Raw genomic sequence first — 23981 nt, forward strand, 5'->3', positions numbered from 1 at the left:
GGGATGTCGCGGCGCGCCATGATCACCGGGTTCGGCGTCCTCGCGCCGGGCGCGATCGGGGCCGAGGCCTACTGGGGCCTGCTGTCCGAGGGCAGGACGGCGACCCGGGCGATCACGTGCTTCGACGCCTCCCCGTACCGCTCCCGCATCGCCGGCGAGGTCGACTTCGACGCGTCAGCCGGCGGTCTGACACCCGCTCAGCTGCGCGGCCTTGACCGGGCCGCGCAGTTCGCGCTGGTGGCCGGCCGGGAGGCGGTAGCCCGCTCGGGACTCGATCTCGACGCGGCCGACCCGACGCGCGTCGGCGTCGCGATCGGTTGCGCGGTCGGCTGCGCGACCAGCATAGAGCGCGAGTACGCCGCGGGCAGGCTGCAGAACCCCGGAGCGCAGCAGCGGCGCCCGGCGCGCGCAGCGCGTGCGGCCGCCTCGCTCCATGACACGGCACCGCTCCACGACTACGTGAATCCCAGTTCGATCGCGGCCGAGCTGGCCCGCATGGTCGGCGCGCAGGGACCGGTGACGCTCGTCTCGACCGGATGCACCTCGGGGATCGACGCGGTCGCCTACGCAGCCAGGCTGGTCGAGGAGGGCAGCGCCGACGTCGTGCTCAGCGGCGGCACCGAGGCGCCGCTCGCACCGATCACAGCGGTCTGCTTCGACGTCCTGCGGGCCACCTCGACGCGCAACGACGATCCGGCGCGGGCGTGCCGCCCGTTCGACCGCGCCCGCGACGGCCTGGTGCTGGCCGAGGGCTGCGCGATCCTCGTCGTCGAAGAGTACGAACACGCGAAGGCGCGTGGAGCCGGGCCGCAGGCGGAGATCGTCGGCTATGGGTCGCGGTGTGCCGCGCACCGCCTCGCCGGGCTGGAGACCGAGGAACTACAGATGGCCGCGGCCATCGGCGTGGCGCTGGAGCGGGCGCGACTGCGGCCCGCGCAGATCGACTACGTCAACGCGCACGGCTCGGGCACGGTGCACAACGATCTTCAGGAGACCGCGGCGCTCAAGCGGGCCCTCGGCCGCGCCGCGGCCCGGATCCCGGTGAGCGGGTTCAAAGCGGCGACCGGACACGCGCTCGGCGCCGCCGGCGCGCTCCAGATCGCCGGCTGCCTGCCGGCCATGCGCGAGGGGCTGATTCCGCCGACGGCGAACCTGCGCGAACCGGACCCGGAATGCGACCTCGACTACACACCGGGCGTGGCGCGGCAGGCGCGGGTGGACACGGTCCTCGCGCTCGGGGCCGGGTTCGGCGGATTGCAAAGTGCGATGGTGCTGCGGCGCGCGGACGGAGGCGGGCGATGACGGACCGAGCGGTGGTGACCGGGATCGGCGTGGCAGCCCCGAACGGGCTCGGCCCGACCGCGTACTGGCGCGCGCTGATGGGAGGCCGCTGCGGCATCCGCAGGGTCACCAGGTTCGACGCCTCGCCGTACCGGTGCACCCTCGCGGGCGAGATCGAGGACTTCGAGGCCTCGCGGCACATCCAGGACAACCGGCTGCTGACCCAGACCGACCACATCACCCAGATGTCGCTGGTCGCCGCCGACTGGGCGCTGCGGCAGGCGGGACTGCGCCGGGAGGAGCTGTCGGCCGCCGAGATGGGGGTGGCCACCGCCGCGGCGGGCGGCGGCTACGAGTTCGGGCAGCGGGAGTTGGCGAAGCTGCACAAGCAAGACCCCGGATATCTGAGCACTTACGAGTCGTTCGCCTGGTTCAACGCGGCGAGCACGGGTCAGAGCACGATCCGTCAGGGCATGCGCGGGCCGGGCACGGTGCTGGTCGGCGAGCAGGCCGGCGGGCTCGACGCCATCGGGCAGGCCCGCAGGCAGCTGCGCGACGGCAGCAGGGCGATGCTCACCGGGGGAGTCGACAGCGCCCTGAGTCCCTGGTCCTGGGCCGCGCACGAGGCGGCCGGCTCGATGAGCCGCAGCAGCGATCCGCGCTGGGCGTATCTGCCCTTCGACGAGCGCGCGAACGGCTACGTGCCCGGCGAGGGCGGAGCGATCATGGTGTTGGAGAACGCGCAGACGGCGGCGCGGCGGCCCGGCGTACGGATCTACGGCGAGGTGGCCGGGTACGCGTCGACCTTTGATTCCGCCCGGCCGGATCAGCCGTCCGGTTTGCGCCGCGCGATCGAGACGGCGCTCGGGGACGCCGGGATGGCGGCCGCGGACGTCGACGTGGTGTTCGCGGACGCGGCCGGCCGGCCCGACCCGGACCGCACCGAGGCCGAGGCGATCGCCGGCGTATTCGGGCCCTGCGGTGTTCCGGTCACCGCGCCCAAGACGATGACCGGGCGGCTGTGCGCCGGCGGAGCCTGCCTCGACGTGGCCGCGGCCCTGCTGGCGATGTACTGGTCGGCGATCCCGCCGACCGTGAACGTGCGCGCGCCGGTGCCCGACTACGAGCTGGACCTGGTGCTCGACACGCCCCGGCACACGCCCGTGCGCGCCGCGCTGGTGCTGGCCCGCGGGATCGGCGGCTTCAACTCGGCCATCGTGGTACGCGAGTACCGCTGACGGAAGCGCGCGGCACCGCCGTCAGATGAGCATCCACAGGTTGTCCGCGACCGCGCCGGGCGCCGCCAGCGCGGAGATCTCGCGGGCCAGAGCCGTGGCCGCCGCCCCGTATGAAGGATCGCTCAGCACGTCCTCGGCGGCGTCGCGCACGGCGGCGGGCGTGACCTGACCGGGCAGGAACCGAATCGCCGCCCCGTAAGCCTCCATCGCCGCCGACGTGAGGAACTGGTCGGTCGCGCTCGGCAGGATCACCTGCGGCACGCCGCGGACCGCGGCCGACATCGACGTGCCCGAACCGCCGTGATGGATCGCCAGGTCGCACTCCTTGAGGGCGTGTCCGAGCGGCACCCAGCCAAGGCGCAGCACTCCGGGCGGCAGCGGCCCGAGCAGGCGGCCCTGGTCCGGATCCATCCCGACCACCATGTCGAATCCGGCGGCGGAGAGCTCCTCCAGCAGCTTCGCGAACAGCTCGCCCTGCCCGGCCCCGTGCGCGACCAGCAGACTGCCGAAGGTCACGAACGCCCGGCGGCGGCCCGGGCCCCGGCTCGGCCGACGCTCGTAGCGCACGGGGCCGTTATAGGGCACGAACCTCATCGGCAGACCCTCCGGCGCCTCAGCCGGCCATAGCTGCGGCGGCGAGGGGTGGATGATCGCGTCGGGCGCGGGCAAGGGCGGAAGCCCGCGCCGGATCAGCTCGTCCCGCGCCGCGCTGCGGAAGCCGTCCGGGAACGGCAGGGCCCAGCTCTGCTCCACCCACGGCACGCCGGCGCGGGCCGCCGCGAGCCGTCCGGCGAACTCGGCCGGCTCGCTGATCACCACGTCGGGGCGGAACTCGCGCACCAGCCCGGTCATCGCCTGCGCGCAGGGAGCGGTCAGCGCGGCCCAGCCGCGGGCGCTGGCGGCCAGGTCCTGCTCGAGGGACGCGCCGCTGCCGGTGATCACGCTGGCTCGGGCATAGTCGGTGATCGCGACGTCGCGCACGACGGCCGCGGAAAGGCCGGCCCCGGTGATCCGCTGCGCGAACCGCTCGGACGAAGTGGCCACCAGCACCTCGTCGCCCGCGCACTGCATCGCCCAGGCCAGCGGCACCACCGGGAACAGGTGCCCGACCAGGGGCAAGGTGGTGAACAGAACCCGCATCGTCTCTCCCGCCCGCCGCCCGCAACCGCCCTCCTGCACCGCGCCGTGCATCACCGCGACCGGGCCGGCCCTGCCGCACGCCCTCGCGCTGGGGTGGGCAGGGCGCGAATGGCCGGTCCGCGGGTGCGGCCGCCGCGTCACCAGGTGACCGGCAGCCCCCACAGGCCGTAGATGATCGCCCGCTCCTTGCTGGGGATCTGCTCGAACGGCTTGGCCAGGCGCAGGTTCGGGAAGCGGTTGAACAGCTTGCTCCAGACCAGCACCATCTCCGCGCGGGCCAGGTCCGCGCCGATGCAGTGGTGCAGCCCGTGCCCGAAGCCCAGGTGCTTGCGGCTGCCGCGCTCGAGGATCAGCTCGTCCGGGTTCTCGTAGACCTCGGGGTCGCGGTTGCCGGTCAGGCCGAGGCACAGGATGCCGTCGCCGGCCTTGATGGTCGCCCCGGCCAGCTCGATGTCTTCGAGCGCGACCCGCGGCACCGCCGCGTCGCCGATCGTCAGATACCTGACGAGCTCTTCGGTCGCGGCCTCCACGAGCGTGGGGTCCGCCTTGAGCTTGGCCAGCTCGGCCGGGTGCTCAAGCAGCGCCGCGGTGCCGAGCGAGAGCATGCTCGCGGTGGTCTCGTGCCCGCCGTTCATCAGCAGCCGGCACAGGTTCACCAGGTCCCGGGTGGTGAAGTCCTCGCCGTTGGCCCGGTACTCGGCCACCGCCCGGCTGATCAGGTCCTCGCCCGGCTCGCGCTGCTTGAGCTCCACCAGGCTGACCAGGTAGTTGTTCACGTCCACCAGGGCGGCCTGCCGCTGCTCCATCGTCGCGGTGCCGCCGAGCAGGACGGTGCCGTTGGTCTGGAAGAACTCGTGGTCCTCGTACGGGATGCCGAGCAGCAGGCAGATGACCGTCATGGGCACCCGCAGCGAGAGCACGTAGTGCATGTCGACCGGCGGCTCCATCGCGGCCATCGCGTCCAGCGCCTCGTCGACCACCTGCTCGATCTTCGGCTTGAGCAGGTTGACCTGCCGGTTGGTGAAGGTCACCGCGGCCTTGCGCCGGGTGGCCGCGTGCTCCGGCATGTCGTAGCCGATGAACGAGGTCTCGGTGCGGAACTCCGGCGGGGCGTTGAAGTAGAACGGGAAGTTGGCGTGCTTGCGCGACGCGCTCACCCGCGGGTCGGTCAGCAGCGCCCTGATGTTATGGTACCCGGTGACCGCCCAGATCCGCAGCCCGGTGGCCAGCGGGATCAGCTTGACCGGCTCCTCGCGGAACTGCGCGTACTGCTCCGGCGGGGCGAACGGGCACTTGCGCACAAAGGGGAAGGTCTCTTCGGCCTCGGCAGGCGGTGCGGCCGGGCTCTCGCTCGTGATCGCGGTCATCGACATTCGGGGGTCCCTCCTGGACTGAGGCTTGTGCGGATGCTGATCCGTGCGGCTGGAAGCGGGGCGGAAGTGCGCTAGAGGGCGCCGGATCCGGGAGACGTCGATCCGGGCTCCGGTGGCGCTGCACGGCCCGTCGAGCCGTTTCCGGCACGCTCGCGCGGACCGGCAGTACCCGAAGAGTCGATCCGGGAGCGCCCGTGCGAATCGAAGACGTCTACCTCCGCGGCACCGGCGTGCGCCTTCCCGCGCGCCTGCTCGTGCAGGACGCCGTCGCCTCCGGCGAGTGCGAACCGCGACTGGTCGCGCGTACCGAGGCCATTTCCGTGAGCGTGTCAGAAGGCGAGTCGGCGGCCGAGATGGCGGCCGCCGCGGCCCGCAGCGCACTGGAGCGGGCGGGCTCGGCGCCCGAGGACGTCGAGCTGATCCTGCACGCCGACACCTACCACCAGGGTCAGGACCTTTGGCCGGTGGCCTCGTACATTCAGCGCGAGACGCTGCGCAACCAGTGCCTCGCGGTAGAGATCCGGCAGATGTCCAACGGCGGCCTGGCCGCGATCGACCTCGCCTGCGCCTATCTCGCTCGCGCGCGGCACCGCGCCGACGCGCTGCTGACTTCGGCGGACCGGTTCTGCCCGCCCGGAATCGACCGCTGGCGCACCGACCCGGGCACCCCGTACGCGGACGGGGCCGCGGCGATCGTGCTCTCCCGGCGCGGCGGGTTCGCGCGGCTGCTTTCGGTGGCCGTCACCGCGGACTCGGAGCTGGAGGAGATGCACCGCGGCGAGGAGCCCTTCGGCCCGGCGCCGCTGAGCACCCGCGCGCCGGTCGACTTCGCCGCCGCCAAGAGCACCTTCACCCAGCGCTACGGCCTGTCCTTCGCGATCGCCCGCACGACGGCCGGGCAGCGCTCGGTGGTCAAGCAGGCGCTGGCCGACGCGGAACTCGAACTCGAAGACGTCGAGTGGGTGCTGCTGCCGCACTTCGGCCGCCGCCGGCTGGAGTCCATCTACCTCCAGCAGTACGGCGTCCCGATCGAGCGCACCACCTGGGAGTGGAGCCGCACCGTCGGCCACCTCGGCGCCGGGGACCAGTTCGCCAGCCTCGACCACCTGGTCTCCAGCGGGAAGGCGCGGCCCGGGGACCGGTGCCTGCTGGTGTCGGTCGGCGCCGGATACAGCTGGGGCGCCGCGGTGGTGCAGATCACTGACATACCGTCGTGGACCGCGCCGGTTTCCTAATCCGTCCCTCTTCGGAAGCGCAGGTACGAGCATTGTCCGCTCCACCGATCATCATCGCCGGCGCCGGACAGGCCGGCTCTGAGGCCGCCGCCGCGCTGCGGGAGGCCGGGTACGACGGCCCGCTCGTCCTGGCCGGCGCCGAACCCTACGCGCCCTACGAGCGTCCGCCGCTCTCGAAGCAGTTCCTCGCGTCAGACGCGGACGCGGGGGTGGAAGCGGTCGCGTTGCGCGGTGCGGACTTCTACCAGAAGCAGGGCGTCGAGCTGAGGCTGGGGGCGGCGGTAAGCAGGGTCGAGCGCAAGCGGCGCAGTGTGCTGCTTTCCTCCGGCGAGCGGCTGCATTACAGCAAGCTGATTCTGGCGACGGGCAGCAGGCCGCGGCGGCTGAACGTGCCAGGCGCCGACCATCCGGACGTCCTGCTCCTGCGATCGCTGGACGACGCCGCGCAGCTGCGCTCCCGGCTGGCGGCCGCGTATCTGCGGGTCGTGGTGATCGGCGCGGGTTTCATCGGGCTCGAAGTCGCCGCGGCGGCCCGGTCCGCCGGGCACGACGTCGCGGTCGTCGAGGCGCTTGACCGGGTCATCGCGCGGGCGGTGAGCGCTCCGGTCTCGCAGTATCTGGCCGAGCTGCACCGCGACCGCGGCGTCAGGATCCTGTTCGAGCGGCGGGTCGAAGCCGTCGCGGCGTACCGGGGCGGCGCCCTGCAGGCGGTGCGGCTGGCCGGCGGGGAAGTGATCCCGGCCGATCTGGTGGTGGTGGGAATCGGCGTGACGCCGGACGCGGCGCTGGCCGAGGAGGCGGGGCTCGACGTCGCTGATGGGATCGTGGTCGACGAGTATCTGCGCACCTCGGATCCGGATATCCACGCCATCGGCGACTGCGCCCGCTTTCCCAGCCCGCACGCCGAAGGCGCGGTCCGGCTGGAGTCCGTGCAGAACGCGGTCGACCAGGCCCGGTGCGTCGCCGAATACCTCACCCGCGGCGCTGCGCAGGCCGCCCCGTACGCGGCCGTGCCATGGTTCTGGACGGACCAGTACACGGACAAGCTCCAGATCGCCGGGATCACGGCGGGCCACGACCGGGTCGAGATCGTCGGCGACCCGGCCGAGCACAGCTTCTCCGTGTACTGCTTCGCCGGACAGCACCTGCTCGGGGTCGAGTCGGTCAACCGCCCGATCGACCACATCAGGGGACGCAGGCAGCTGGCGCAGCTTCCGGCCAGGGCCGCGCGGACGCCCGAGATCCGCGCGGCCTGAGCGGGATTCCGCGTCGTTACGCGGCCTTCTGGGTGGCGGCGATCCGCTCCTCGAAGGCCGCGGGCGCTCCCTCCGGACCGCAGGCCAGCACGTAGTCCGCCGCGTCGCGCAACGCCAGCAGCATCGCGGCGGCGGGGTCGCGGTCCACGCCGACCGTGCGCCAGCTGCGCCCGCCGAGCATGAAGCGAAGCAGCACCCTCGTCGCCGGCCGCTCGTCGGCATCCGTGGTGATCGGGCGCGATTCCTCGTCGAGGAGTAAGAGCTCATCGATACCCGGGACGACCGGCATCAGCGCCGCGCAGAGGGCTCGGTGCAGCGCCCTGGCCGGGCGTTCGGATAGACCGGTCGTGGTGACTGTGCGGCCCGCGCGGGTCACGCGCAGCACCGCGCGGGTCAGCGCCGAGGGACGGTCCCAGGAACCTGCCGTGGAAAGCATCCAGGAATCCACCTGGAACGCGCGGGGGATCGGCTCCTCGGCCAGTTGTTCGCGCAGCAGCAGCTCGAACGAGGCGTCGGCGGACTCGACCGCGTAACCCATCCGGCCCAGCTCCTTGATCCGCAGCACCGCGCGGTTGACCCGCTCGTCCGCGGCGTGTACGTGGTAGCCGAGTTCGCGGGCCTTGAGTTCCACCGAGGAGCGGCCGCCGAGGTCGGAGACCAGGATGCGGCTGCGATTGCCTACGCGCTCGGGGTCGATGTGCTGGTACAGGCTGGGATCCATACGCACCGCGGAGGCGTGCAGGCCGCCCTTGTGCGCGAAGGCGGAGGCGCCGACATAGGGAGCGCAGGAGGGAACCGGGGCATCCGCCAGTTCGCCGATCTCCTGCGCGGTACGTGACATCCCCGCGAGCTGCGCGGGGGAGAGCAGCGCGCGGCCCTCCTTGACCGCGAGGTTCCCGACGACGCTGAAGAGGTTGGCGTTGCCGCACCGCTCGCCGTAACCGTTGGCGGTGCCCTGCACCTGCCCCGCCCCAGCCGACACCGCGAGCAGGCTGTTGGCGACAGCGCAGCCGGCGTCGTCGTGGCAGTGGATCCCGACCGCGAGGCCGCGCGCCGTCGTCGCGGCGACGATCTCGGCCAGCTCGGCCGGCAGCGTGCCGCCGTTGGTGTCACAGAGCACGACCTTCTCCGCTCCCGCGTCGAGCGCGGCCTCGGCCACCGCCAGGGCGTACGCCCGGTTCGCGCGGAACCCGTCGAAGTAGTGCTCGGCGTCCACGAACACCCGCCGCCCCTGCTCCAGCAGTTGCCTTACCGTGTCGCGGATCATCCGCAGGTTCTCGGCCAGCGTCGTGCGCAGCGCGATCTCGACGTGCCGGTCGTGGCTCTTGGCGACCAGCGTCACCACGGGCGTCTGCGCGTCGAGCAGCGCACGCACCTGCGGGTCGCGGCCCGCGTCCGAATCCGGCCGCCGGGTCGAGCCGAACGCGGCGAGTTGCGCATGGCGCAGCGTGAGCTCATCCGCCGCGCGCCGGAAGAAGTCCGTGTCCAGTGGCACCGCACCTGGCCAACCTCCCTCGATGAAGTCCACTCCGAACTGGTCGAGCAGCCGGGCGGCGGCGAGCTTGTCCGCGACGGTGAGCGCCAGCCCCTCCTGCTGCACGCCGTCGCGCAGGGTCGTGTCGTAGATCTGCAATGCCGGGCGGATGTTCGTGGCCATCTCTCTCCTCAGGGTTCGCCGACCGCCGCCTCGCGGGCCGGCAGGTCGTCCAGGAAGCGCGGCGCCGGTGCCGGCCATAGCGCTCCCGCGTCGTCGCGCGTGTACGTCCCGCGGGCGCGGTGGTGCGGATGCTCAGCCGCCTCGGCGAGGCTGAGCACCGGGGTGACACAGGCCGCGGATCCCTCGAACCTCGCGGCCCAGGCGTCCCGCGCGGCCTCGGCGAAGCGCAGCGCGAAGATCCGGCGCAGGCGCGGCCAGTTCGCGGGTTCGTCGCGGTCGGGCAGCAGGTCGGGATCGAGGCCGAGCCCGAGTACGAACTCCAGGTAGAAACGCTCTTCGAGGGCGCCCACCGCGACATGGCGGCCGTCCGCGCACGTGTACACGGTGTAGAAGGGAGCGCCGCCGTCGAGCAGGTTGCGGCCGCGGCCGCGGCTCCACAGCCCGGCGTTTTCCATGGCCGCCAGCATGGTGAGCAGGGACGCGGTGCCGTCCACGATCGCCGCGTCGATGACCCTGCCCTTCCCGGTGCGCTGCCGCTCGATGACCGCGGCCAGCACGCCGGCGACGAGCGGCAGCGACCCGCCGGCGAAGTCCCCGACCAGATTGAGCGGCACCACCGGATCGCCACCTTCGGGGCCGATCGCGTCAAGCGCCCCGGACAGCGCCAGGTAGTTGATGTCGTGGCCGGGTGTGTGCGCGAGCGGTCCGCGCTGCCCCCAGCCGGTCATCCGGCCGTAGATCAGGCCCGGATTGATCTGGTGGCAGGCGTCCGGGCCGAAGCCGAGCCGTTCGGCGACCCCGGGCCGGAAGCCCTCGAGCAGAACGTCGCAGTCCTCGATGATGCGCAGCAGCGCGGCGAGTCCGTCCGGGTGTTTCAGGTCGAGGGCGATGCGGCGGCGCCTGCGCTCGAGGCCGCGGTGCCACGCGGCGAACGGCCGCACCCCGTCGGCCCGGTCGATCCGCACCACCTCGGCGCCCAGGTCCGCCAGCAGCATTCCCGCGTAGGGCACGGGGCCGATCGCGGCGAGTTCCACGACGCGCAGTCCTTCGAGCGGGCTCATGTCCAAAGGGTGGGACAGCCGCCTCGACTCCGGGTGGAGGAACGAACCGCTCGGGACGCCGCCGCTCTGGAAGGCGGGCGGAGGCGCGATCCGGCATCGCCGAGGCCGGGGTTGCGCTCCATGAAAGTGTCCTGATTTGCCGGAATGGCCGGGTTGTCGCGGCGCGGCGCCCGCCGAAAGGGCAACGGGTGTTCGAGGAGCCCTCGAGAATACGGACACATACTCCGTTCCATGGGGCCACGAAGCCTCGACGGGACAGGGGGACGGAAATGGCCGGACACCGAAGCCTCACCGAGCTGGTGCGGCGGCACGCCGCGGAACAACCCGGCCGGGACGCGCTCGTCGTGGTGGACGAGTCCGGCCGGGCGGACCGCGTCGATTACGCGCGGCTGGACTGCGAATCCCGAACCCTCGCGGCCTGGCTGCACATCCACGGCGCGGTCGGCGAGCGCGTGCTGATTCAGCAGCCTGACGCGCATCAGTTCGTCGTCTCCTTCCTCGCCTGCCTGTACGCCGGCGCGATCGCCGTGCCCGGCCCGAACCCCGGCGGCCTGCGGCACTCCGAGCGCCGGGTGCTGGGAATCGTGCGCGACGCCGGGGTGCGCTTCGCGCTCACCGACGCGCGCAACGCGGGCGCCGCCAGCCAGGCGCTGGCGCTCGGCGGCTACGGCGAAGTGACCTGCGTGGCCACCGACACGCTGCTGAGCCTGCCGACCGCCCCGGACCCCGCGGACTGGCGCATGCCCGAGATCGGACCGGAGACCACCGCGCTGCTGCAGTACACCTCCGGTTCCTCCGGCGACCCGCGCGGCGTGGTCGTGCGGCACGCCAACCTGCTGGCCAACCAGGCCGCGATCCAGCAGTTGCTGCGCACCGGCCCGGACACCGCGGTCGGCGGCTGGCTTCCGCTGCACCACGACCTCGGCCTGATCGGCCAGCTGCTGCACCCGCTCTGGCTCGGCGCGACCAGTGTGCTGATGTCCCCGGTCTCGTTCGCCAAGCGGCCGGCCAACTGGCTGCGGCTGATCAGCGAGCACCGGCTGGCCGTCTCCGCGGGTCCGAACTTCGGCTACGACCTGTGCCTGCGCAAGATCACCGACGAGCAGCTCGACGGGGTCGATCTGAGCGGCTGGCGCTGCGCGGTCAACGGGGGCGAACCGGTGCGCCCGGAGACGATGAGCCGGTTCGCCGAGCGCTTCGCCCCGTTCGGGCTGCGCGCCGCGGCGCTGCGCGCGGGCTACGGGCTGGCCGAGGCCACGCTGATGGTCGCCTGCGGCTCGGGCGATCGCGCGCCGGGCACCATCGAGGCCGACCGGTCGGCGCTTGAGCAGGGCCGGCTGTGGCCCCCCTCGGCGAGCCGGCCCGGCAGAACCCTGACCAGTTCCGGGCGGGTCTGCGGACTCGAAGTGCGGATCGTCGACCCGCAGACCCGCGCCGAGGTGGCCGACGGCTCGGTCGGTGAGATCTGGCTGCGCGGCCCCAGCATCGCGGCCGGGTACTGGGGCCGCCCCCGGGAGAGCGCCGAGGGCTTCGCGGCGTGCACCGCCGACCAGGAGAGCGGCTTCCTGCGCACCGGGGACCTCGGGTTCCTCAAGGACGACGAGCTCTACGTCACCGGGCGTATCAGCGACCTGATTATAGTGGCGGGACGCAACCTGCACCCGCAGGACCTCGAACAGTCGATCCAGCGGGTCAGCGCCCTGTTCGGCGCCGGGGTCGCCTTCCCGGTCGAGTCGGACCGCGAGCACGTGGTCCTGGTCCAGGAGGTGCGGACCGGCGCAGCCGGCGGCGAGGGAGACCTGGCCGACCTGGCCACCGCGGTGCGCGAGCGGGTCTCCGCGGAGTTCGCGGTGCAGGCTTCCGGAGTGGTTCTGGTGCGGCCGGGCACGGTACGCCGCACCACCAGCGGCAAGCTGGCGCGCACCGCGGTGCGCGCGCTGTTCCTCGAGGACCGGCTCGAGCCGCTGCACGAACTGATCGATCCGAAGGTCCGGCAGCTGGTCCGGACCAAGCGCCGGGCGCGCCCGGCGGTCGAGCCCGTGCGGAGGGCGGCATGAAAGCGGATCTGCTCAACCTCCCGCCGCGGCAGCGCGAGGAAGCGCTGCGCGAGTGGCTCACGCGCCGGCTGGCCAGATACCTCGGCCGCCTGGACATCGACCCCGGCGTCGCGCTCGCCGAGTACGGCATCGACTCGCTGGTCGCGCTCAACCTTTACGGCGACGTGGAAGAGGAGCTCGGCCTGCCGGTCGACGTCACAGTCGTGCTGGACTACCCGACCGTCGCCGCGCTCGCCGAACACTTGTCGCAACAGGCTGAGGACCCCGCCGTCTCCTCGCCCTCTCAACCCCCCGAACGGAGCCGGCCATGAGCGCAAGAATCGATCCCGGGCCGCGAATCGCTTTCGCGTTCACCGGGCAAGGCGCGCAGTACCCGGGCATGACCGCCCGCCTGTACCTCGGGCACGACGGCTACCGCCGCCACCTGGACGCCGCCGCCGAGGCCCTGCGCCCGTACACCGGGACCTGTGTGACCGACCTGATCGTGCGCGGCGACCTGAGAGTGCATCAGACCGGCTTCACCCAGCCATCCATGTTCGCGGTCGAATACGCCCTCGCCGCCACCCTGCAGGACGCGGGCGTCAGGCCGGTCGCGGTGATCGGGCACAGCATCGGCGAGTTCGCGGCCGCGGTGATCGCCGGCGCGCTGAACCTCGAAGACGCGGCGCTGCTGGTCGCGGTGCGCGGCGCGTATATGCAGTACCTGCCGAGCGGCGGCGGGATGCTCGCGGTCCGGGCCGCACCCGAGGAGCTTGAGGAGTTCGTCGCGGGCGAGCCGAGGGTCGGGTTCGGTGCCTTCAACGGCCCGAAGGCCACGGTTCTGTCCGGCGACCTCACCGTGCTCGAGCGCATCCACGACGAGCTGACCCGGCGCAGGATCCTCGGCCGGCTGCTCCAGGTCTCGCACGGTTTCCACTCCCCGCTCATGCAGCCGATGCTCCAGCGCTTCGCCCGGGTCGCCTCGCGGGTGCTGCCGCGTGCGCCGAAGCTGCCGTTCTACTCGACCGTGCGCGGCCGCAGGCTGCTGAACGAGGCGCTCGGCGCGCTGTACTGGACCGAGCACATCAGCGCTCCGGTACGGTTCGCCCAGGCCGCGCAGCGGCTGCTGGCGGAACAGCGCCTTGACACGGTGCTGGAGATCGGCCCGAAGCCGGTGCTCACCAACCTGATCAAAGCGCTGGCCGGGGAAAACGGCCCGGCGTGCGTGCCGGCGTGCCGCAGCGAGGACACCGACGCGGCGGCCCTCACCGCGTTGATCACGGACCTGCTGCCGGATGACGCCATGGACCGGGACCCGGTGCAGGAGGCGGTGTACGCGGCGGTGGCCCAGCTGGTCGACGACCCCTCCGTGCGCATCGGACCGGACGTGGCGCTGCGCGGCGATCTCGGGTTCGACTCGGTGATGGTGATGCAGCTGACCTACCAGCTCGAGCAGCGGCTGCCCGCGCTCGGCAAGCTGTCGCTGCCGGACATGCTCGACAGCATCGTCACTCCGGCGACCCTGGCGGAGTATCTGCGCGGCCAGCTGTCCGCCGGCCTGGTCGCGTGATGGCCGGGATCGGCCCCGGGGGCGTTTCCGGCGGACCGCTGGGCCGTCCGCTGCTGATCGAGAGCCCTGACGGGCCATGGGAGACGGTGCGCCGGCGGCTGGCCGAGGCCGGCGGGGTGCTGGTATACGGGCGGCTGGCCGACTGGCTGCCCCCCGACCCCGACGACCCGCGGCTGCGGCTGCTGCTCGGCCGGGACTGGGCGCGGGCGCAACGCATGACGCATCGCAACATCCGCTCCCGGTTCGTCGCGGCGCGGCTGCTGCTCAAGCACGCGGCGGCCGCGGTGATCGAGACCCGGCCCGAACTGCTTGACCTGGCCTACAAGCCGGGCGGCCGGCCGTACCTGCGCGGCTGCGACCAGATCGACGTCAGCCTGAGCCACACCGACGAGCTTCTGGTGGTGGGGATCACCCGGCGCGGCCGGATCGGGGTCGACGTGGAGCTGGCCGACCGCCCGATGTCCGGCACCGGGACCGAGGACCAGGCCTGCACGCCCTACGAGCTGGCGATGCTCAACGCGATGGCGGCGGCCCGGCGCAACAGCGCGCTGGTGCGGCTGTGGACGCTGAAGGAGGCGTACAGCAAGGCCATCGGGCAAGGGTTGCGGTTCCAGTTCACCGAGTTCGGCTTCCGGCTCGGCGATCCGCGCGCGCGGGTGCTGCGCCCGGACGGCTCGCCGGGCACCGGCGACGAGTGGACCTTCGGCACTTGCGCCGTGGACCGGCGCTACACGGTGAGCGTCGCGCTGTTCGACGCGGGCTTCGGCGACACCGTGGACACCGCGGCCGGCACGATGCTCGACCCCGGCCTGTTCGAGGCGCTGACCGGGGCGCGCCGGCTGGCAGCGGCTTGACGCGCCGGCCGGACGGACCGCGGTCAGGGGATCCAGCCGGCGTTCTCGGCGATCCTGATCGCGTCCACCCGGTTGCGGGCGCCGAGCTTGGTGACGATGGTCGTCAGGTAGTTGCGCACGGTGCCGGGGGAGAGGTAGAGGCGCGCCGCGATCTCCACCGGGTCGGTGCCGCGCGCGGCCAGCCGCAACACCTCCAGCTCGCGCTGCGAGAGCGGGTTCTCCCGGCTGTCCCAGGCGGCGACCGCCAGCTGCGGGTCGATCACGCGCAGGCCCGCGGCCACGTTGCGCACCGCGTCGGCGAGCTTCGCCGGCGGGGCGTCCTTGAGCAGGAATCCCGCGACGTGCGCGGTCAGCGCCCGGCGCAGCGTGCCGGGTCGGCCGAGGCTGGTCAGGATCAGGGTGCGGCAGGAGGGCAGCTTGTCGTGCAGCAGCGCTGCGGCGGTCAGGCCGTCGATGCCGGGCAGGTCGATGTCGATCACCGCGACGTCGGGGCGGTGGGCGAGCGCGGTGGGCACGATGTCGTCGCCGTTGTCGACATCGGCCACGACCGTCAGATCAGGTTCGAGGTTCAGCAGCGCCACCAGGGCGCCGCGCACCATGTTGACATCCTCCGCGAGCAGGATGGTCAGCTGCTTCATCGCATGATCCGGCTCCCCCATGATCGCCGAGCTCAGCTTCGATTCCGTTCGCGCGCGCACCGCCAGGACAAGTCGATCCGCCGGAGCGACAACATCGGCTTGAGCCTCAATACCGCCGATGGTGTTTCTCCGGCTCAATTTACTCATTCAGACTACTCACCGTTGGCCAGATCGACAGTGGGGCGCGCGGATTCGCCGCGGGAGCCCAGCAGCGCGATCGGGCCCAGCCGCTCCGAGGCGACTTTGCCGTTTCGCAGTGGCGCCTGCGCGACCAGCTGGAACATCGAGTCCGAGCGGACGCCGGCGGCGAGTTGTCCGCCGATCGCGGCGAGCCGCTGCGCGAGGCTGCCAAGGCCGCTGCTGCCGACCGGGTCGGCCGCGTCCCCGCTCCCGGCGCCGACCCCGTCGTTCACCAGTTCCAGCCGCACGTTCCCGTCCACCGTGCGTCCCGTGATCGAACACCGCTCCACTTTGCTGTGCCGCAGCATGTTCGTGACTCCCTCGCGCAGCACGGTCGCGAAGACCGTGTCCACGGCGGGGGGCAGCTCCGGCAGCGACACCTCCACCGAGACGTCGACGCCGGTGGCCAGCAGCATCGACTCGACCGTGCTGACCTCCTCGGTGAAGCACAGGTCGCGGTAGCTGCTGGCGACCGTGCGCAGGTCGGAGAGTGCCTGCCGGGAGATCTCCAGGATCGAGGCCAGCTCCGCGCGGGCCCGCTCGGCCTGGCCCTCGGCCAGCCGGTAGGCCAGCTCGCTCTTGAGCGTGATGGAGGAAAGGCTGTAGCCGAGCAGGTCGTGCAGGTCCCGGGAGAAGCGCTGCCGCTCTCTGGCCACGGCCAGCCTGGCCAGCTCGGCGCGGGCCTCGTGCAGCTTGCTGACCAGGTCGGTCAGCTTCGTCAGGCCGTAGATCACCAGGGCGGTGTTGGTCGTCGCCACGCCCAGGTACGCGATCCACACCAGGCCCTCGTGACTGGCGGCGCCGAGCCACATCATGCTCAGCGGGCAGACGGCGAACAGGATCCAGGACAGCGGGCGGCGCAGCAGCAGGATGAAGGAGCCGCCGAGGAACCCGGCCATCCCGCCCCAGATTTGGTGGAAGGCCACGAACGGCAGGTAGGTCGCAGCGGTCTGCAGGCTCAGCGTCAGGGCCCGTAGGCGCAGCGGCCAGCTCGGCGCGCGGGCCGAGGAGTGCAGGAGTTGCAGGATGAACACGACGGCCATGCAGGCGTAAGCGCCGGTGTTGCCCGCATGGTCGCCCGGATTGTTGGCGGGGATGTTGAGTACGCCGGTGAAGACGAACGAGCACAGCAGGAACAGCAGGATGTTGCGTGCAATGCGCGGTGCCAGCGCCTCCTGCCCGGCGTCGGCGGCCTCGGCTTGCCCGTTCTCCGCGTCGGCGCGCCCGTGCGGCGTTGTGCGGTCGGCGGCCATGCCACTCCTCGCGGAAATCGACGTGGAACTCGAATATATGGCGGGATCGGCGCCGAAGGGAGGCGGCGCGGACAGGTCGGCGCAGCTGTGCCGACCCGCTGAGCAGTCAGGTTTCCCGGCGGGGCGCTCACTGTTCGCGCTTCCGCAGCTCGTCGCGGCACTGCTGCGCCCAGTCAGCGTCGTTGACCGCGTGCCTCGTCCCGGTCGGCCCGGCCGCGGCTGCGGAGTTCGGCAGGTGCCCCAGGGTGAAGCCGCCTACGCAGGACTGGGCGACCCAGTCGAGGCCGAGGATCCGGGCCGAGTCCTCGATCTCCCCGGGGCCGATGGCGCAGGCCGCCAGGCCCATCGCGGTGGCCACGAGGTAGAGGGTCTGCTGCACCACGCCGACGTGCTTGAGCACCAGCGCGTACCCGAGGCCGGAGTACTTCCAGAAGAGCCGCTGGAACCGCGCGGTGATCATCACGAGCACCGGCGGCGCGCCGCTCATGTTGGCGGCGGTGCGCGCCTGGTTGAGCAGGACGTCGACGTCGGCGGACTCCGTCTTGAGCAGGACCAGCGAGTGGTTGGCGCCGTCGTAGGAGTAGACGCCGCGGGCCACCCCCTCGCAGTGGTCGACGACGATGAAGAAGTCGAGTTCGTGGATCGCCCCGCCGGCGGGATAAGGACGGTCCATCGCGACGGCCTCATCCGGGCCGGTCCCCTCCGGACTGATCAGAGACCTGATGCGCAGGCTGCGGTAAAGCAGTTCGCCGATCTCGTCGAGGCGCAGCGGCGCTTCGCCGAAGGAGCGGACCGAGTGCCGCGCCTCCAACACCGCCGTGAACGGCGGATCCGCGCGCAGCAGGTCCGGCAGCGCGGGCCGGAACAGCGGCACCTTCGAGCCCTGCGTCGGCGGCTCGGGCAGCACGGCCTGCCGCGCGTCCCGGCCCAGCGGGTAGGTGGCGCCGAAGTCGCGGTCGTGCCGGCCGAGCGTGCTGGAGACGTGGAAGGCCAGATCGGTCCGGGTCCAGCCGCGCAGCACGGGGTCCGAGTCCTCGGCGAATCGGGGCGAGCCGTCCGGCGTGTCCGGCTCGCTCTGCACGACCATGCCCGCCGCCACGAGATACGCCATGGTGTCCAGGACCAGTTCGCGCGGCAGCGAGAGCAACGCGGTCAGCTCGCGGGGCGTGCGCGGCCGGCCCAGTGACGCGGCCAGCCACGCCGCCTGCGGTCCGTGCAGCACGGCGCGGTGCAGCGAGAGCGGGGACTCCAGGCTCAGCGCCGTGCCGTCGGAGCCGAGCGTCGCGAACACCGACAGCCGCAGCGCCCGGTCCGGATCGATCCGCTTGACCCGGAACCTCGCCCGCGGCGAGATCGGGATGACCGACACCAGCGGCTGTTCCCCGTGCCCCGCGCTGAGCGAGCGCACGATGAGGTGGTGCAGCCGCTCGAGCGTGACGAACAGCGCGGCCCGCTCCGCCGTGCTCAGCGGACCCGGTCCGGCCGGGTCGCCGAGCACGTTGGTGAGCGAGACCGGACCCAGTTGCATCCGGTGCAGGAAGTTGCCGATCGGCTCGGGCGGCCGCCACAGCACCACATCACCCCAGCGGCCGTAAAGCGTCAGCGAGCCGTCCGGTGCGTACGGCTCGACGAAGACGTCTTCACGCAGTGACCAAAGTTCCTTCGATCCCTCACCGGGATCCCCGAGGTGCAGCGTGTACATGATCGGTCTCCTGCTCCCGGGACGGGGCCGGGTGGTGCGGGGTGGGTAGCGCTCGTGCCGGTGGAGGAGGCTCAGACGAACAGCGGGACGGGGTTGAGCTCCTCGTAGGATCTCGGTTCGGTCAGCCGGTTGAGCGCGACCGGGACGTCGTAGAGCCGCCCCGGAGCGAACCTGGCCCAGAAGTGCCGCAGCCCGGGCACGACGACTTTCGCCGTCGGTATCCCGAGGTCCGGCCTGGTCTGGTCGAGCACCAACAGGTCGAGCCCGTGCGCGCGGCTCAAGGCGGTGATCGCCTCGATGTCGTCGAGCAGGTCGGTGGTCGGTGTGTAGGGGTAGCTCTCGACGGTGGTCGGCGCGGCGTGCGGATCAGGGCGCAGATACTCCGTTTCTCCGTCCGCGCACATTCTCCACCACGCGTCCAGGTCTGGGTCGTCCCCGGCCGCGATCCCGTCCGAATCGTCGCCGAGCAGGCGGCCGAACAGCTGGCCCATCTCGGTCAGCGCCCGCCGCAGCGCCAGCCGCGGGTCGAAGTGCGCGCCGAACCCGAAGACGATCCTGCCGCCCGGCACGCCGGCCTGCGCCGAAAGCGCGGCCACGACCGGGATACCGAGATCAGAGGTTAGATCCAGCGCCCACACCTCGCGGCCGAGGGCGCCGTACCCGGCGCGCAGGGCACTGATCCACGGCTCGTCGAAGGAGTCGAGGTCGATGCCGGGCTGCGCGGTGCGGTTGTACCACCAAAGCGCCACCGCGTCCCGCTCCACCAGTTCCAGGAAGCCCTGCACGATCGCGTCCTCCAGGCTGCTGCCCGCCGCGTTCCCGTTGGAGTTTGCGCTCAGCTGCGGCGAACCGCCGCGGCCGAGGCCGAAATAGAGCAGCGCGGTCGGCACCAGCCGGTGGGTCCGCTCGGTCAGCGACCACATCGGCGTCCACTCGTGCGGCGCCCTCTCGTCGAAGGGCTCGCACACGTACTGGAAAGCCGCGTGGCTCGCATTCCAGCGCCGGCGGTCCCGGAACTGGCGTTCGTGGTAGAGCTGGCAGGAGTCGGGGTGGACCGCCTGCTCGCCCAGCGACCGATAGCTCGCCTTCACGGTGAGCTCGTCGCCGTGCCGGACCGCGCTGTACCGTTCCGCGGCTTCGCAGAGTGCTCCTACCTGAGCTTCCACCGGCGTGACTCCCTTGCCGCTGCTCTGCGAGCGCACCCCGGCACGCAGCCCGGCGAGCGTATACGCGCGCACGGCGAGGTTCGGCCCCGAGTCGTAGCAGTTCAGGAAGTCTGGCACGCCCTCGACCGGTTCGACCGCCTTGGTGATGCCGGTGACCGGGCTGACCAGGTGCCCGTACTGCTTAAGCATCTCCTCGACGGACAACGCGCGATGACCGCCTCCGGTGTCCGCGGCCTTCGGCACCGAACGCGGCACGAGAGGCCTTGCCGTCCGTGCCGCGATGATCTGCGGATCCCCGCAATTCGGGCACTGAGGTCGCCGCACGACCGTGTGCCGGGTACCGCGCAGCGTCATCGTGTCCAACGTATACACAGCGTTCTGTTCCGGCTGGCGCACCCCGGCCAACCACTTGGCGGTCTCCAGCACCGCGCACTGGATCGCTACGGACCTGGCGGCGGCGATCGACGCCTCCGGGTAACGCACCCGCGCTCCAACCGCCTCCGCACGGCTGAGCGAAAGCTCACAGCGGCGATGGTCGCCGAGCCGCTTGGCCAGGCAGGACCAGCACGCCCCGGCACCGGGCTGGAAGACCGGCCCGATCCACGGCTGCGGGCCGCGCGGCTTGGCCAGCAGCCACGCCTGGCCTGCCGCGCGCTGGGAAGCGTCGACCTCGGCGAGCTCAGGGGCCAGATAGTCGTCGCAGAGCACGAGTGTAAACGCGGCGTCGGCGCACGGTCCGTCCTCGACGGTGCTCAGCGCCGACGCCTGGCAGGCCGCCTTCGCGGCGGCGAGGTCCACCTCGCCGATCGAGACCAGCCGCACCGGCGTCTTGGCGAGGGCGGCGGCGGCCAGCGGACCGTCGAGCCCGGCGAGGTCCCAGTAGGCCTCGGCGGCGCTGTCGCGCTGCCGGGTCTGCGCCGCGCGGTCGCGGAAGGCCAGCAGGTCCGCGTCGAGTAGCTGGCCGATCAGTCGGCCGACTTGGGCTGCGGTCATCACGGGGGTGGCGTCGCGCACGACGTCGGCCAGGGTGCGACTGCCGTCGAGCAGCGGCGCGAGTGTCTCGATGTGTTCCCCCTGAAGGGCCGTCACCCCGAGCGGAGAGAGCAGATATGCCGCTTCGCCCGGGATGACGGTACTGCGCAGATGACGCTTGAAGCCCACCAGTCGGCCCGTTTCTGGACCGTCCGCGGTGATCACGCCGACGGCTCCTTGGCGGGTTCGGCGCGGACGGCGGCGAACGCCTCGGCCTCGGCGACGGGGTCGTTCCAGGTGATGTTGCAACCGCAGCCGGCTCGCAGGCCGCGCACGTGCTCCAGGTCCTCGATGATCAGGTCGGGACCGCAGTACGGCTCGAGGGCCGGTGCGTCCTGCGGCCGGGCGAGTTCGAGCCCGAACTCGGCGAGGACGGCGCACGGGTCGGCGGCGTACCGCACGACCAGCTCCGGCTCCATCCAGCTGCTGGCGACGAGCTCGGCGAAGCGCCAGTCGTGCTCGATCGGCGTGTTGCTGAAGTTCGACATGATGGATCTCCCCTCCGGATCTTCGTCAGCCATCCGCGCTGACGTCACCGATACTGCGCTCGGATGTTCGGACGGGAACAGTGCCGGGCTCACTCGCCCGGTGTGATTTCTTCACATCCCGTCTCGTGATCCCGTCACTGGCCGCTGGACCGGGCGTGGTGTCAGTCTCGACACACGGTCGTCGTCTCGGTCTTTGACCGTTGGACGCCACCTCGAAGGGAGGCCGTGAGATGGATGTCAGAGTTCTCGGCCCGCTGTGCATCGAAGAGCAGGGTTCCTCGATCGTCCCGAGCGCGAGCAAACCGCGCCAGGTCCTGGCCCTGCTCGCGCTGCGCGCCGATCACGTGGTCACCGTGCCCACCCTGGTAGAGGAGCTTTGGGGGGTGGAGGCGCCGCGAAGCGCCGCCACGACGCTCCAGACTTATGTGCTCCAGCTGCGCCGCCTCATCGGCGCGGCCTTGGCCGGGGAGCGGGGCCGCGTCGCGAAAGACGTGCTGGTCACGCGGCACGGGGGCTATCTGCTTGAAGTGCAACCGGGTCGGATCGACGCGGACGAGTTCAACCAGCTGGCCACAGCGGGCCGGCAGGCGCACGAGGCCGGAGACGACCACGCCGCCTCGGATCTGCTGAACCGGGCCCTAGCTTTGTGGCGCGGTCCCGCGCTGCTGGACGTGCGGGCCGGCCGGGTCCTCGAGCTCGACGTGCTCGGTCTCGAAGAGGCCCGCATGGGCGCCCTGGAACGCCGGATCGAGGCGGATCTGCACCTCGGCCGGCACAGTGCTCTGATTGGAGAGCTGCGGGTGCTGGTCGCCCGCTATCCGATGCATGAGAACCTGTGCATGCAGCTGATGGTCGCCTTCTACCGCTGCGGCAGCGCCTGGCGGTCCCTGGAGGCGTTCCACGCGCTGCGCAACACCCTCAACCGCGAGCTGGGACTCGAACCGTCGGGCCGGGTGCACCGGCTGCAGCAGGCGATCCTGCGCTCCGACCCCGCGCTCGACATCGACTCGCCGCGGCGCGACGCCACGTACGACCGCTTCGTGGCCTGACATCGCCGGTTTCCGCGGAGCCGGTACTTCCAGCCAGCCGGTTCTCCACCGCTGCACGAGGGACGCTGCCTACGGTCCCGCAAGGTCGGCAGTCCGCCGGCGCCCCTCGCGGCAGGGAGTGTGCATGGAAACCGCGGACCTCGAAGAACTCGACGCGAAGCTGGTGGCCGAGACCATCGCCGAGGCCGAGCAGGCCGTCGGCGCCGCCGTCCGGCCCGGGCTGCGTGAACTCGCCGCCGACCTGTCCGCGCTGCGGGAGCTGGTGCAGGCGGGCCCGGACGAGGACGCCACCCGCAGACAGCACGAGCGCGGCAAGCTCACCGTGCGCGAGCGGCTTGACCTGCTGTTCGACGAAGGTACCTTCACCGAGGTCGAGCCTTTGCGCCGGCACCGGGCCGATGCCTTCGGGCTTGATCGGCGCCGGCCGCACGGCGACGGGGTGGTCACCGGCTGGGGCGTGGTGCACGGCCGGACCGTATTCGCGTTCGGACACGACTTCCGGGTGTTCGGCGGAGCGTTGGGCGAGGCGCACGCGCAGAAGATCCACAAGGTGATGGACCTCGCCGCGGCGGCCGGGGCTCCCATCGTCGGGCTCTGCGACGGGGCAGGCGCGCGGATCCACGAAGGCGTGACCGCGCTGGCCGGCTACGGCGGCATCTTCGAGCGCAACGTGCGCATGTCCGGCGTCGTACCGCAGATCAGCGTGATCCTCGGGCCGTGTGCGGGCGGCGCGGCGTACTCCCCGGCGCTGACCGATTTCACCTTCATGGTGCGCGGCAACGCGCAGATGTTCATCACCGGCCCGGACGTGGTGCGCGCGGTCACCGGCGAGCGGGTGACGCACGAAAGCCTCGGCGGCGCGGACGTCCACGCGCGCACGTCCGGCGTGTCAGCGTTCATCCATGACGACGAGGCGGCCTGCTTCGAGGACGTCAGATATCTGCTTTCGCTGCTGCCGTCCAACAACGCCGAGCTGCCGCCGGCGGCCGAGTGCGGCGATCCGGTGGACCGCCGCGCCGAGGCGCTGCTTGACCTGGTGCCCGCCGACCCGAACCGGGCCTACGACGTGCGCGCGGTCATCCGCGAGATCGTGGACGACGGCGAGCTGCTGGAGATCCACGAGCACTGGGCCGGCAACGTGGTCTGCGCGCTGGCGCGCCTCGACGGGCACGTCGCCGGCATCGTGGCCAACCAGCCGCTGGTGATGGCCGGGGTGCTCGACATCCACGCCAGCGAGAAGGCGGCGCGGTTCGTGCAGCTGTGCGACGCCTTCAACATTCCGCTGGTCACGCTGGTGGACGTGCCCGGCTTCCTGCCCGGAGCGGACCAGGAGAGCAACGGCATCATCCGGCACGGCGCGAAGCTGCTCTACGCGTACTGCAATGCCACCGTTCCGCGGGTGCAGGTCATCCTGCGCAAGGCGTACGGCGGGGCGTACATCGTGATGGACTCGCGGTCGATAGGCGCCGACCTGTCCTTCGCCTGGCCCGCCAACGAGATCGCGGTCATGGGCGCGGAAGGCGCGGCGAACGTCATCTTCCGCAAGGAGATAGCGAACTCGCCCGATCCGGGGGCGACGCGCGCCCGCAAGATCGAGGAGTATCGCAGTGAGCTGATGCATCCCTACTACGCCGCTGAGCGCGGCTTGGTGGACGACGTGATCGACCCGGCCGACACGCGCGAGGTGCTGATCCGCTCGCTGGCGATGCTGCGGCAAAAGCACGCTGACACGCCGGAGCGCAAGCACGGCAACCAGCCGGTGTAGGCAGCCC

General features: G+C 71.9%; 19 protein-coding genes. 10 read left to right on the top strand and 9 right to left on the bottom strand.

The window, feature by feature from the left end:
• Positions 1 to 3 precede the first annotated feature (3 nt).
• Positions 4 to 1302, top strand: coding sequence for a beta-ketoacyl-[acyl-carrier-protein] synthase family protein (locus VFA06_RS11420; protein ID WP_324840464.1), 1299 nt, complete (start codon positions 4 to 6; stop codon positions 1300 to 1302).
• Positions 1299 to 2519, top strand: a complete 1221-nt coding sequence (locus VFA06_RS11425; protein ID WP_324840465.1) for a ketosynthase chain-length factor — start codon at positions 1299 to 1301, stop codon at positions 2517 to 2519. The genes VFA06_RS11420 and VFA06_RS11425 overlap by 4 nt, the downstream gene beginning before the upstream one ends.
• 21 nt (positions 2520 to 2540) lie before the next feature.
• On the opposite strand, the gene VFA06_RS11430 is transcribed toward VFA06_RS11425, so the two are convergent.
• Positions 2541 to 3659, bottom strand: a complete 1119-nt coding sequence (locus VFA06_RS11430) for a nucleotide disphospho-sugar-binding domain-containing protein (protein ID WP_324840466.1) — start codon at positions 3657 to 3659, stop codon at positions 2541 to 2543.
• A gap of 137 nt (positions 3660 to 3796) precedes the next feature.
• Entirely contained in the window at positions 3797 to 5032 is a 1236-nt protein-coding gene (locus tag VFA06_RS11435) for a cytochrome P450 (RefSeq protein ID WP_324840468.1), read from the bottom strand.
• 194 nt (positions 5033 to 5226) lie between these two features.
• Between VFA06_RS11435 and VFA06_RS11440 the strand changes: the two genes are divergently transcribed.
• Both VFA06_RS11440 and VFA06_RS11445 read left to right on the top strand, forming a co-directional pair.
• Entirely contained in the window at positions 5227 to 6267 is a 1041-nt protein-coding gene (locus VFA06_RS11440) for a ketoacyl-ACP synthase III family protein (protein WP_324840469.1), read from the top strand.
• Positions 6268 to 6299: 32 nt separating this feature from the next.
• Complete coding sequence (locus VFA06_RS11445) at positions 6300 to 7523, top strand: NAD(P)/FAD-dependent oxidoreductase (RefSeq protein ID WP_324840470.1); 1224 nt, start codon at positions 6300 to 6302, stop codon at positions 7521 to 7523.
• A gap of 16 nt (positions 7524 to 7539) precedes the next feature.
• Here VFA06_RS11445 and cimA read toward each other — a convergent pair whose 3' ends face one another.
• Entirely contained in the window at positions 7540 to 9180 is a 1641-nt protein-coding gene (cimA, locus tag VFA06_RS11450) for a citramalate synthase (RefSeq protein ID WP_324840471.1), read from the bottom strand.
• Positions 9181 to 9188: 8 nt separating this feature from the next.
• Positions 9189 to 10241 carry a CaiB/BaiF CoA-transferase family protein gene (locus VFA06_RS11455; protein ID WP_324840472.1) on the bottom strand — a complete coding sequence of 351 codons (1053 nt, stop codon included), beginning with the start codon at positions 10239 to 10241 and terminating at the stop codon, positions 9189 to 9191.
• Positions 10242 to 10510: 269 nt separating this feature from the next.
• On the opposite strand from VFA06_RS11455, the gene VFA06_RS11460 reads away from it, so the two are divergent.
• The 4 genes from VFA06_RS11460 to VFA06_RS11475 are packed head-to-tail and all read left to right on the top strand — an operon-like array spanning position 10511 to position 14701.
• Positions 10511 to 12298, top strand: a complete 1788-nt coding sequence (locus tag VFA06_RS11460; RefSeq protein ID WP_324840473.1) for a fatty acyl-AMP ligase — start codon at positions 10511 to 10513, stop codon at positions 12296 to 12298.
• Positions 12295 to 12609 carry an acyl carrier protein gene (locus tag VFA06_RS11465; RefSeq protein ID WP_324840474.1) on the top strand — a complete coding sequence of 105 codons (315 nt, stop codon included), beginning with the start codon at positions 12295 to 12297 and terminating at the stop codon, positions 12607 to 12609. The genes VFA06_RS11460 and VFA06_RS11465 overlap by 4 nt, the downstream gene beginning before the upstream one ends.
• A complete protein-coding gene (locus VFA06_RS11470) occupies positions 12606 to 13847 on the top strand; it encodes an acyltransferase domain-containing protein (protein ID WP_324840475.1) in 1242 nt (413 codons plus the stop codon). The genes VFA06_RS11465 and VFA06_RS11470 overlap by 4 nt, the downstream gene beginning before the upstream one ends.
• Positions 13847 to 14701 carry a 4'-phosphopantetheinyl transferase family protein gene (locus tag VFA06_RS11475; RefSeq protein WP_324840476.1) on the top strand — a complete coding sequence of 285 codons (855 nt, stop codon included), beginning with the start codon at positions 13847 to 13849 and terminating at the stop codon, positions 14699 to 14701. The genes VFA06_RS11470 and VFA06_RS11475 overlap by 1 nt, the downstream gene beginning before the upstream one ends.
• 23 nt (positions 14702 to 14724) lie before the next feature.
• On the opposite strand, the gene VFA06_RS11480 is transcribed toward VFA06_RS11475, so the two are convergent.
• The 5 genes from VFA06_RS11480 to VFA06_RS11500 form a co-directional block, all read right to left on the bottom strand.
• On the bottom strand, positions 14725 to 15339 hold the full coding sequence (locus VFA06_RS11480) for a response regulator transcription factor (protein ID WP_324840477.1): 615 nt from the start codon (positions 15337 to 15339) through the stop codon (positions 14725 to 14727).
• A 152-nt stretch (positions 15340 to 15491) separates the two neighbouring features.
• Complete coding sequence (locus tag VFA06_RS11485) at positions 15492 to 16772, bottom strand: sensor histidine kinase (protein WP_324840478.1); 1281 nt, start codon at positions 16770 to 16772, stop codon at positions 15492 to 15494.
• A gap of 127 nt (positions 16773 to 16899) precedes the next feature.
• Entirely contained in the window at positions 16900 to 18474 is a 1575-nt protein-coding gene (locus VFA06_RS11490) for a SagB family peptide dehydrogenase (RefSeq protein WP_324840479.1), read from the bottom strand.
• Between the two features lie 71 nt (positions 18475 to 18545).
• Positions 18546 to 20837, bottom strand: coding sequence for a TOMM precursor leader peptide-binding protein (locus VFA06_RS11495; protein ID WP_324840480.1), 2292 nt, complete (start codon positions 20835 to 20837; stop codon positions 18546 to 18548).
• Entirely contained in the window at positions 20834 to 21160 is a 327-nt protein-coding gene (locus VFA06_RS11500; RefSeq protein WP_324840481.1) for a hypothetical protein, read from the bottom strand. The genes VFA06_RS11495 and VFA06_RS11500 overlap by 4 nt, the downstream gene beginning before the upstream one ends.
• 230 nt (positions 21161 to 21390) lie before the next feature.
• On the opposite strand from VFA06_RS11500, the gene VFA06_RS11505 reads away from it, so the two are divergent.
• Both VFA06_RS11505 and VFA06_RS11510 read left to right on the top strand, forming a co-directional pair.
• Positions 21391 to 22209 carry an AfsR/SARP family transcriptional regulator gene (locus VFA06_RS11505; protein WP_324840482.1) on the top strand — a complete coding sequence of 273 codons (819 nt, stop codon included), beginning with the start codon at positions 21391 to 21393 and terminating at the stop codon, positions 22207 to 22209.
• A 124-nt stretch (positions 22210 to 22333) separates the two neighbouring features.
• Entirely contained in the window at positions 22334 to 23974 is a 1641-nt protein-coding gene (locus VFA06_RS11510) for an acyl-CoA carboxylase subunit beta (RefSeq protein ID WP_324840483.1), read from the top strand.
• Positions 23975 to 23981: the final 7 nt, after the last annotated feature.

Origin of the sequence: Actinocrinis sp., from assembly GCF_035653575.1 — a bacterium.
Classification (GTDB): Bacteria; Actinomycetota; Actinomycetes; order Streptomycetales; family Catenulisporaceae; genus Actinocrinis.

Coding starts and splice junctions, on each gene's coding strand:
- VFA06_RS11490 (WP_324840479.1), bottom strand. CDS start 18,474: ATGTACACGCTGCACCTCGGGGATCCCGGTGAGGGATCGAAGGAACTT.
- VFA06_RS11435 (WP_324840468.1), bottom strand. CDS start 5,032: ATGTCGATGACCGCGATCACGAGCGAGAGCCCGGCCGCACCGCCTGCC.
- VFA06_RS11455 (WP_324840472.1), bottom strand. CDS start 10,241: ATGAGCCCGCTCGAAGGACTGCGCGTCGTGGAACTCGCCGCGATCGGC.
- VFA06_RS11470 (WP_324840475.1), top strand. CDS start 12,606: ATGAGCGCAAGAATCGATCCCGGGCCGCGAATCGCTTTCGCGTTCACC.
- cimA (WP_324840471.1), bottom strand. CDS start 9,180: ATGGCCACGAACATCCGCCCGGCATTGCAGATCTACGACACGACCCTG.
- VFA06_RS11465 (WP_324840474.1), top strand. CDS start 12,295: ATGAAAGCGGATCTGCTCAACCTCCCGCCGCGGCAGCGCGAGGAAGCG.
- VFA06_RS11420 (WP_324840464.1), top strand. CDS start 4: ATGTCGCGGCGCGCCATGATCACCGGGTTCGGCGTCCTCGCGCCGGGC.
- VFA06_RS11480 (WP_324840477.1), bottom strand. CDS start 15,339: ATGAAGCAGCTGACCATCCTGCTCGCGGAGGATGTCAACATGGTGCGC.
- VFA06_RS11505 (WP_324840482.1), top strand. CDS start 21,391: ATGGATGTCAGAGTTCTCGGCCCGCTGTGCATCGAAGAGCAGGGTTCC.
- VFA06_RS11510 (WP_324840483.1), top strand. CDS start 22,334: ATGGAAACCGCGGACCTCGAAGAACTCGACGCGAAGCTGGTGGCCGAG.
- VFA06_RS11430 (WP_324840466.1), bottom strand. CDS start 3,659: ATGCGGGTTCTGTTCACCACCTTGCCCCTGGTCGGGCACCTGTTCCCG.
- VFA06_RS11500 (WP_324840481.1), bottom strand. CDS start 21,160: ATGTCGAACTTCAGCAACACGCCGATCGAGCACGACTGGCGCTTCGCC.
- VFA06_RS11485 (WP_324840478.1), bottom strand. CDS start 16,772: ATGGCCGCCGACCGCACAACGCCGCACGGGCGCGCCGACGCGGAGAAC.
- VFA06_RS11475 (WP_324840476.1), top strand. CDS start 13,847: ATGGCCGGGATCGGCCCCGGGGGCGTTTCCGGCGGACCGCTGGGCCGT.
- VFA06_RS11425 (WP_324840465.1), top strand. CDS start 1,299: ATGACGGACCGAGCGGTGGTGACCGGGATCGGCGTGGCAGCCCCGAAC.
- VFA06_RS11460 (WP_324840473.1), top strand. CDS start 10,511: ATGGCCGGACACCGAAGCCTCACCGAGCTGGTGCGGCGGCACGCCGCG.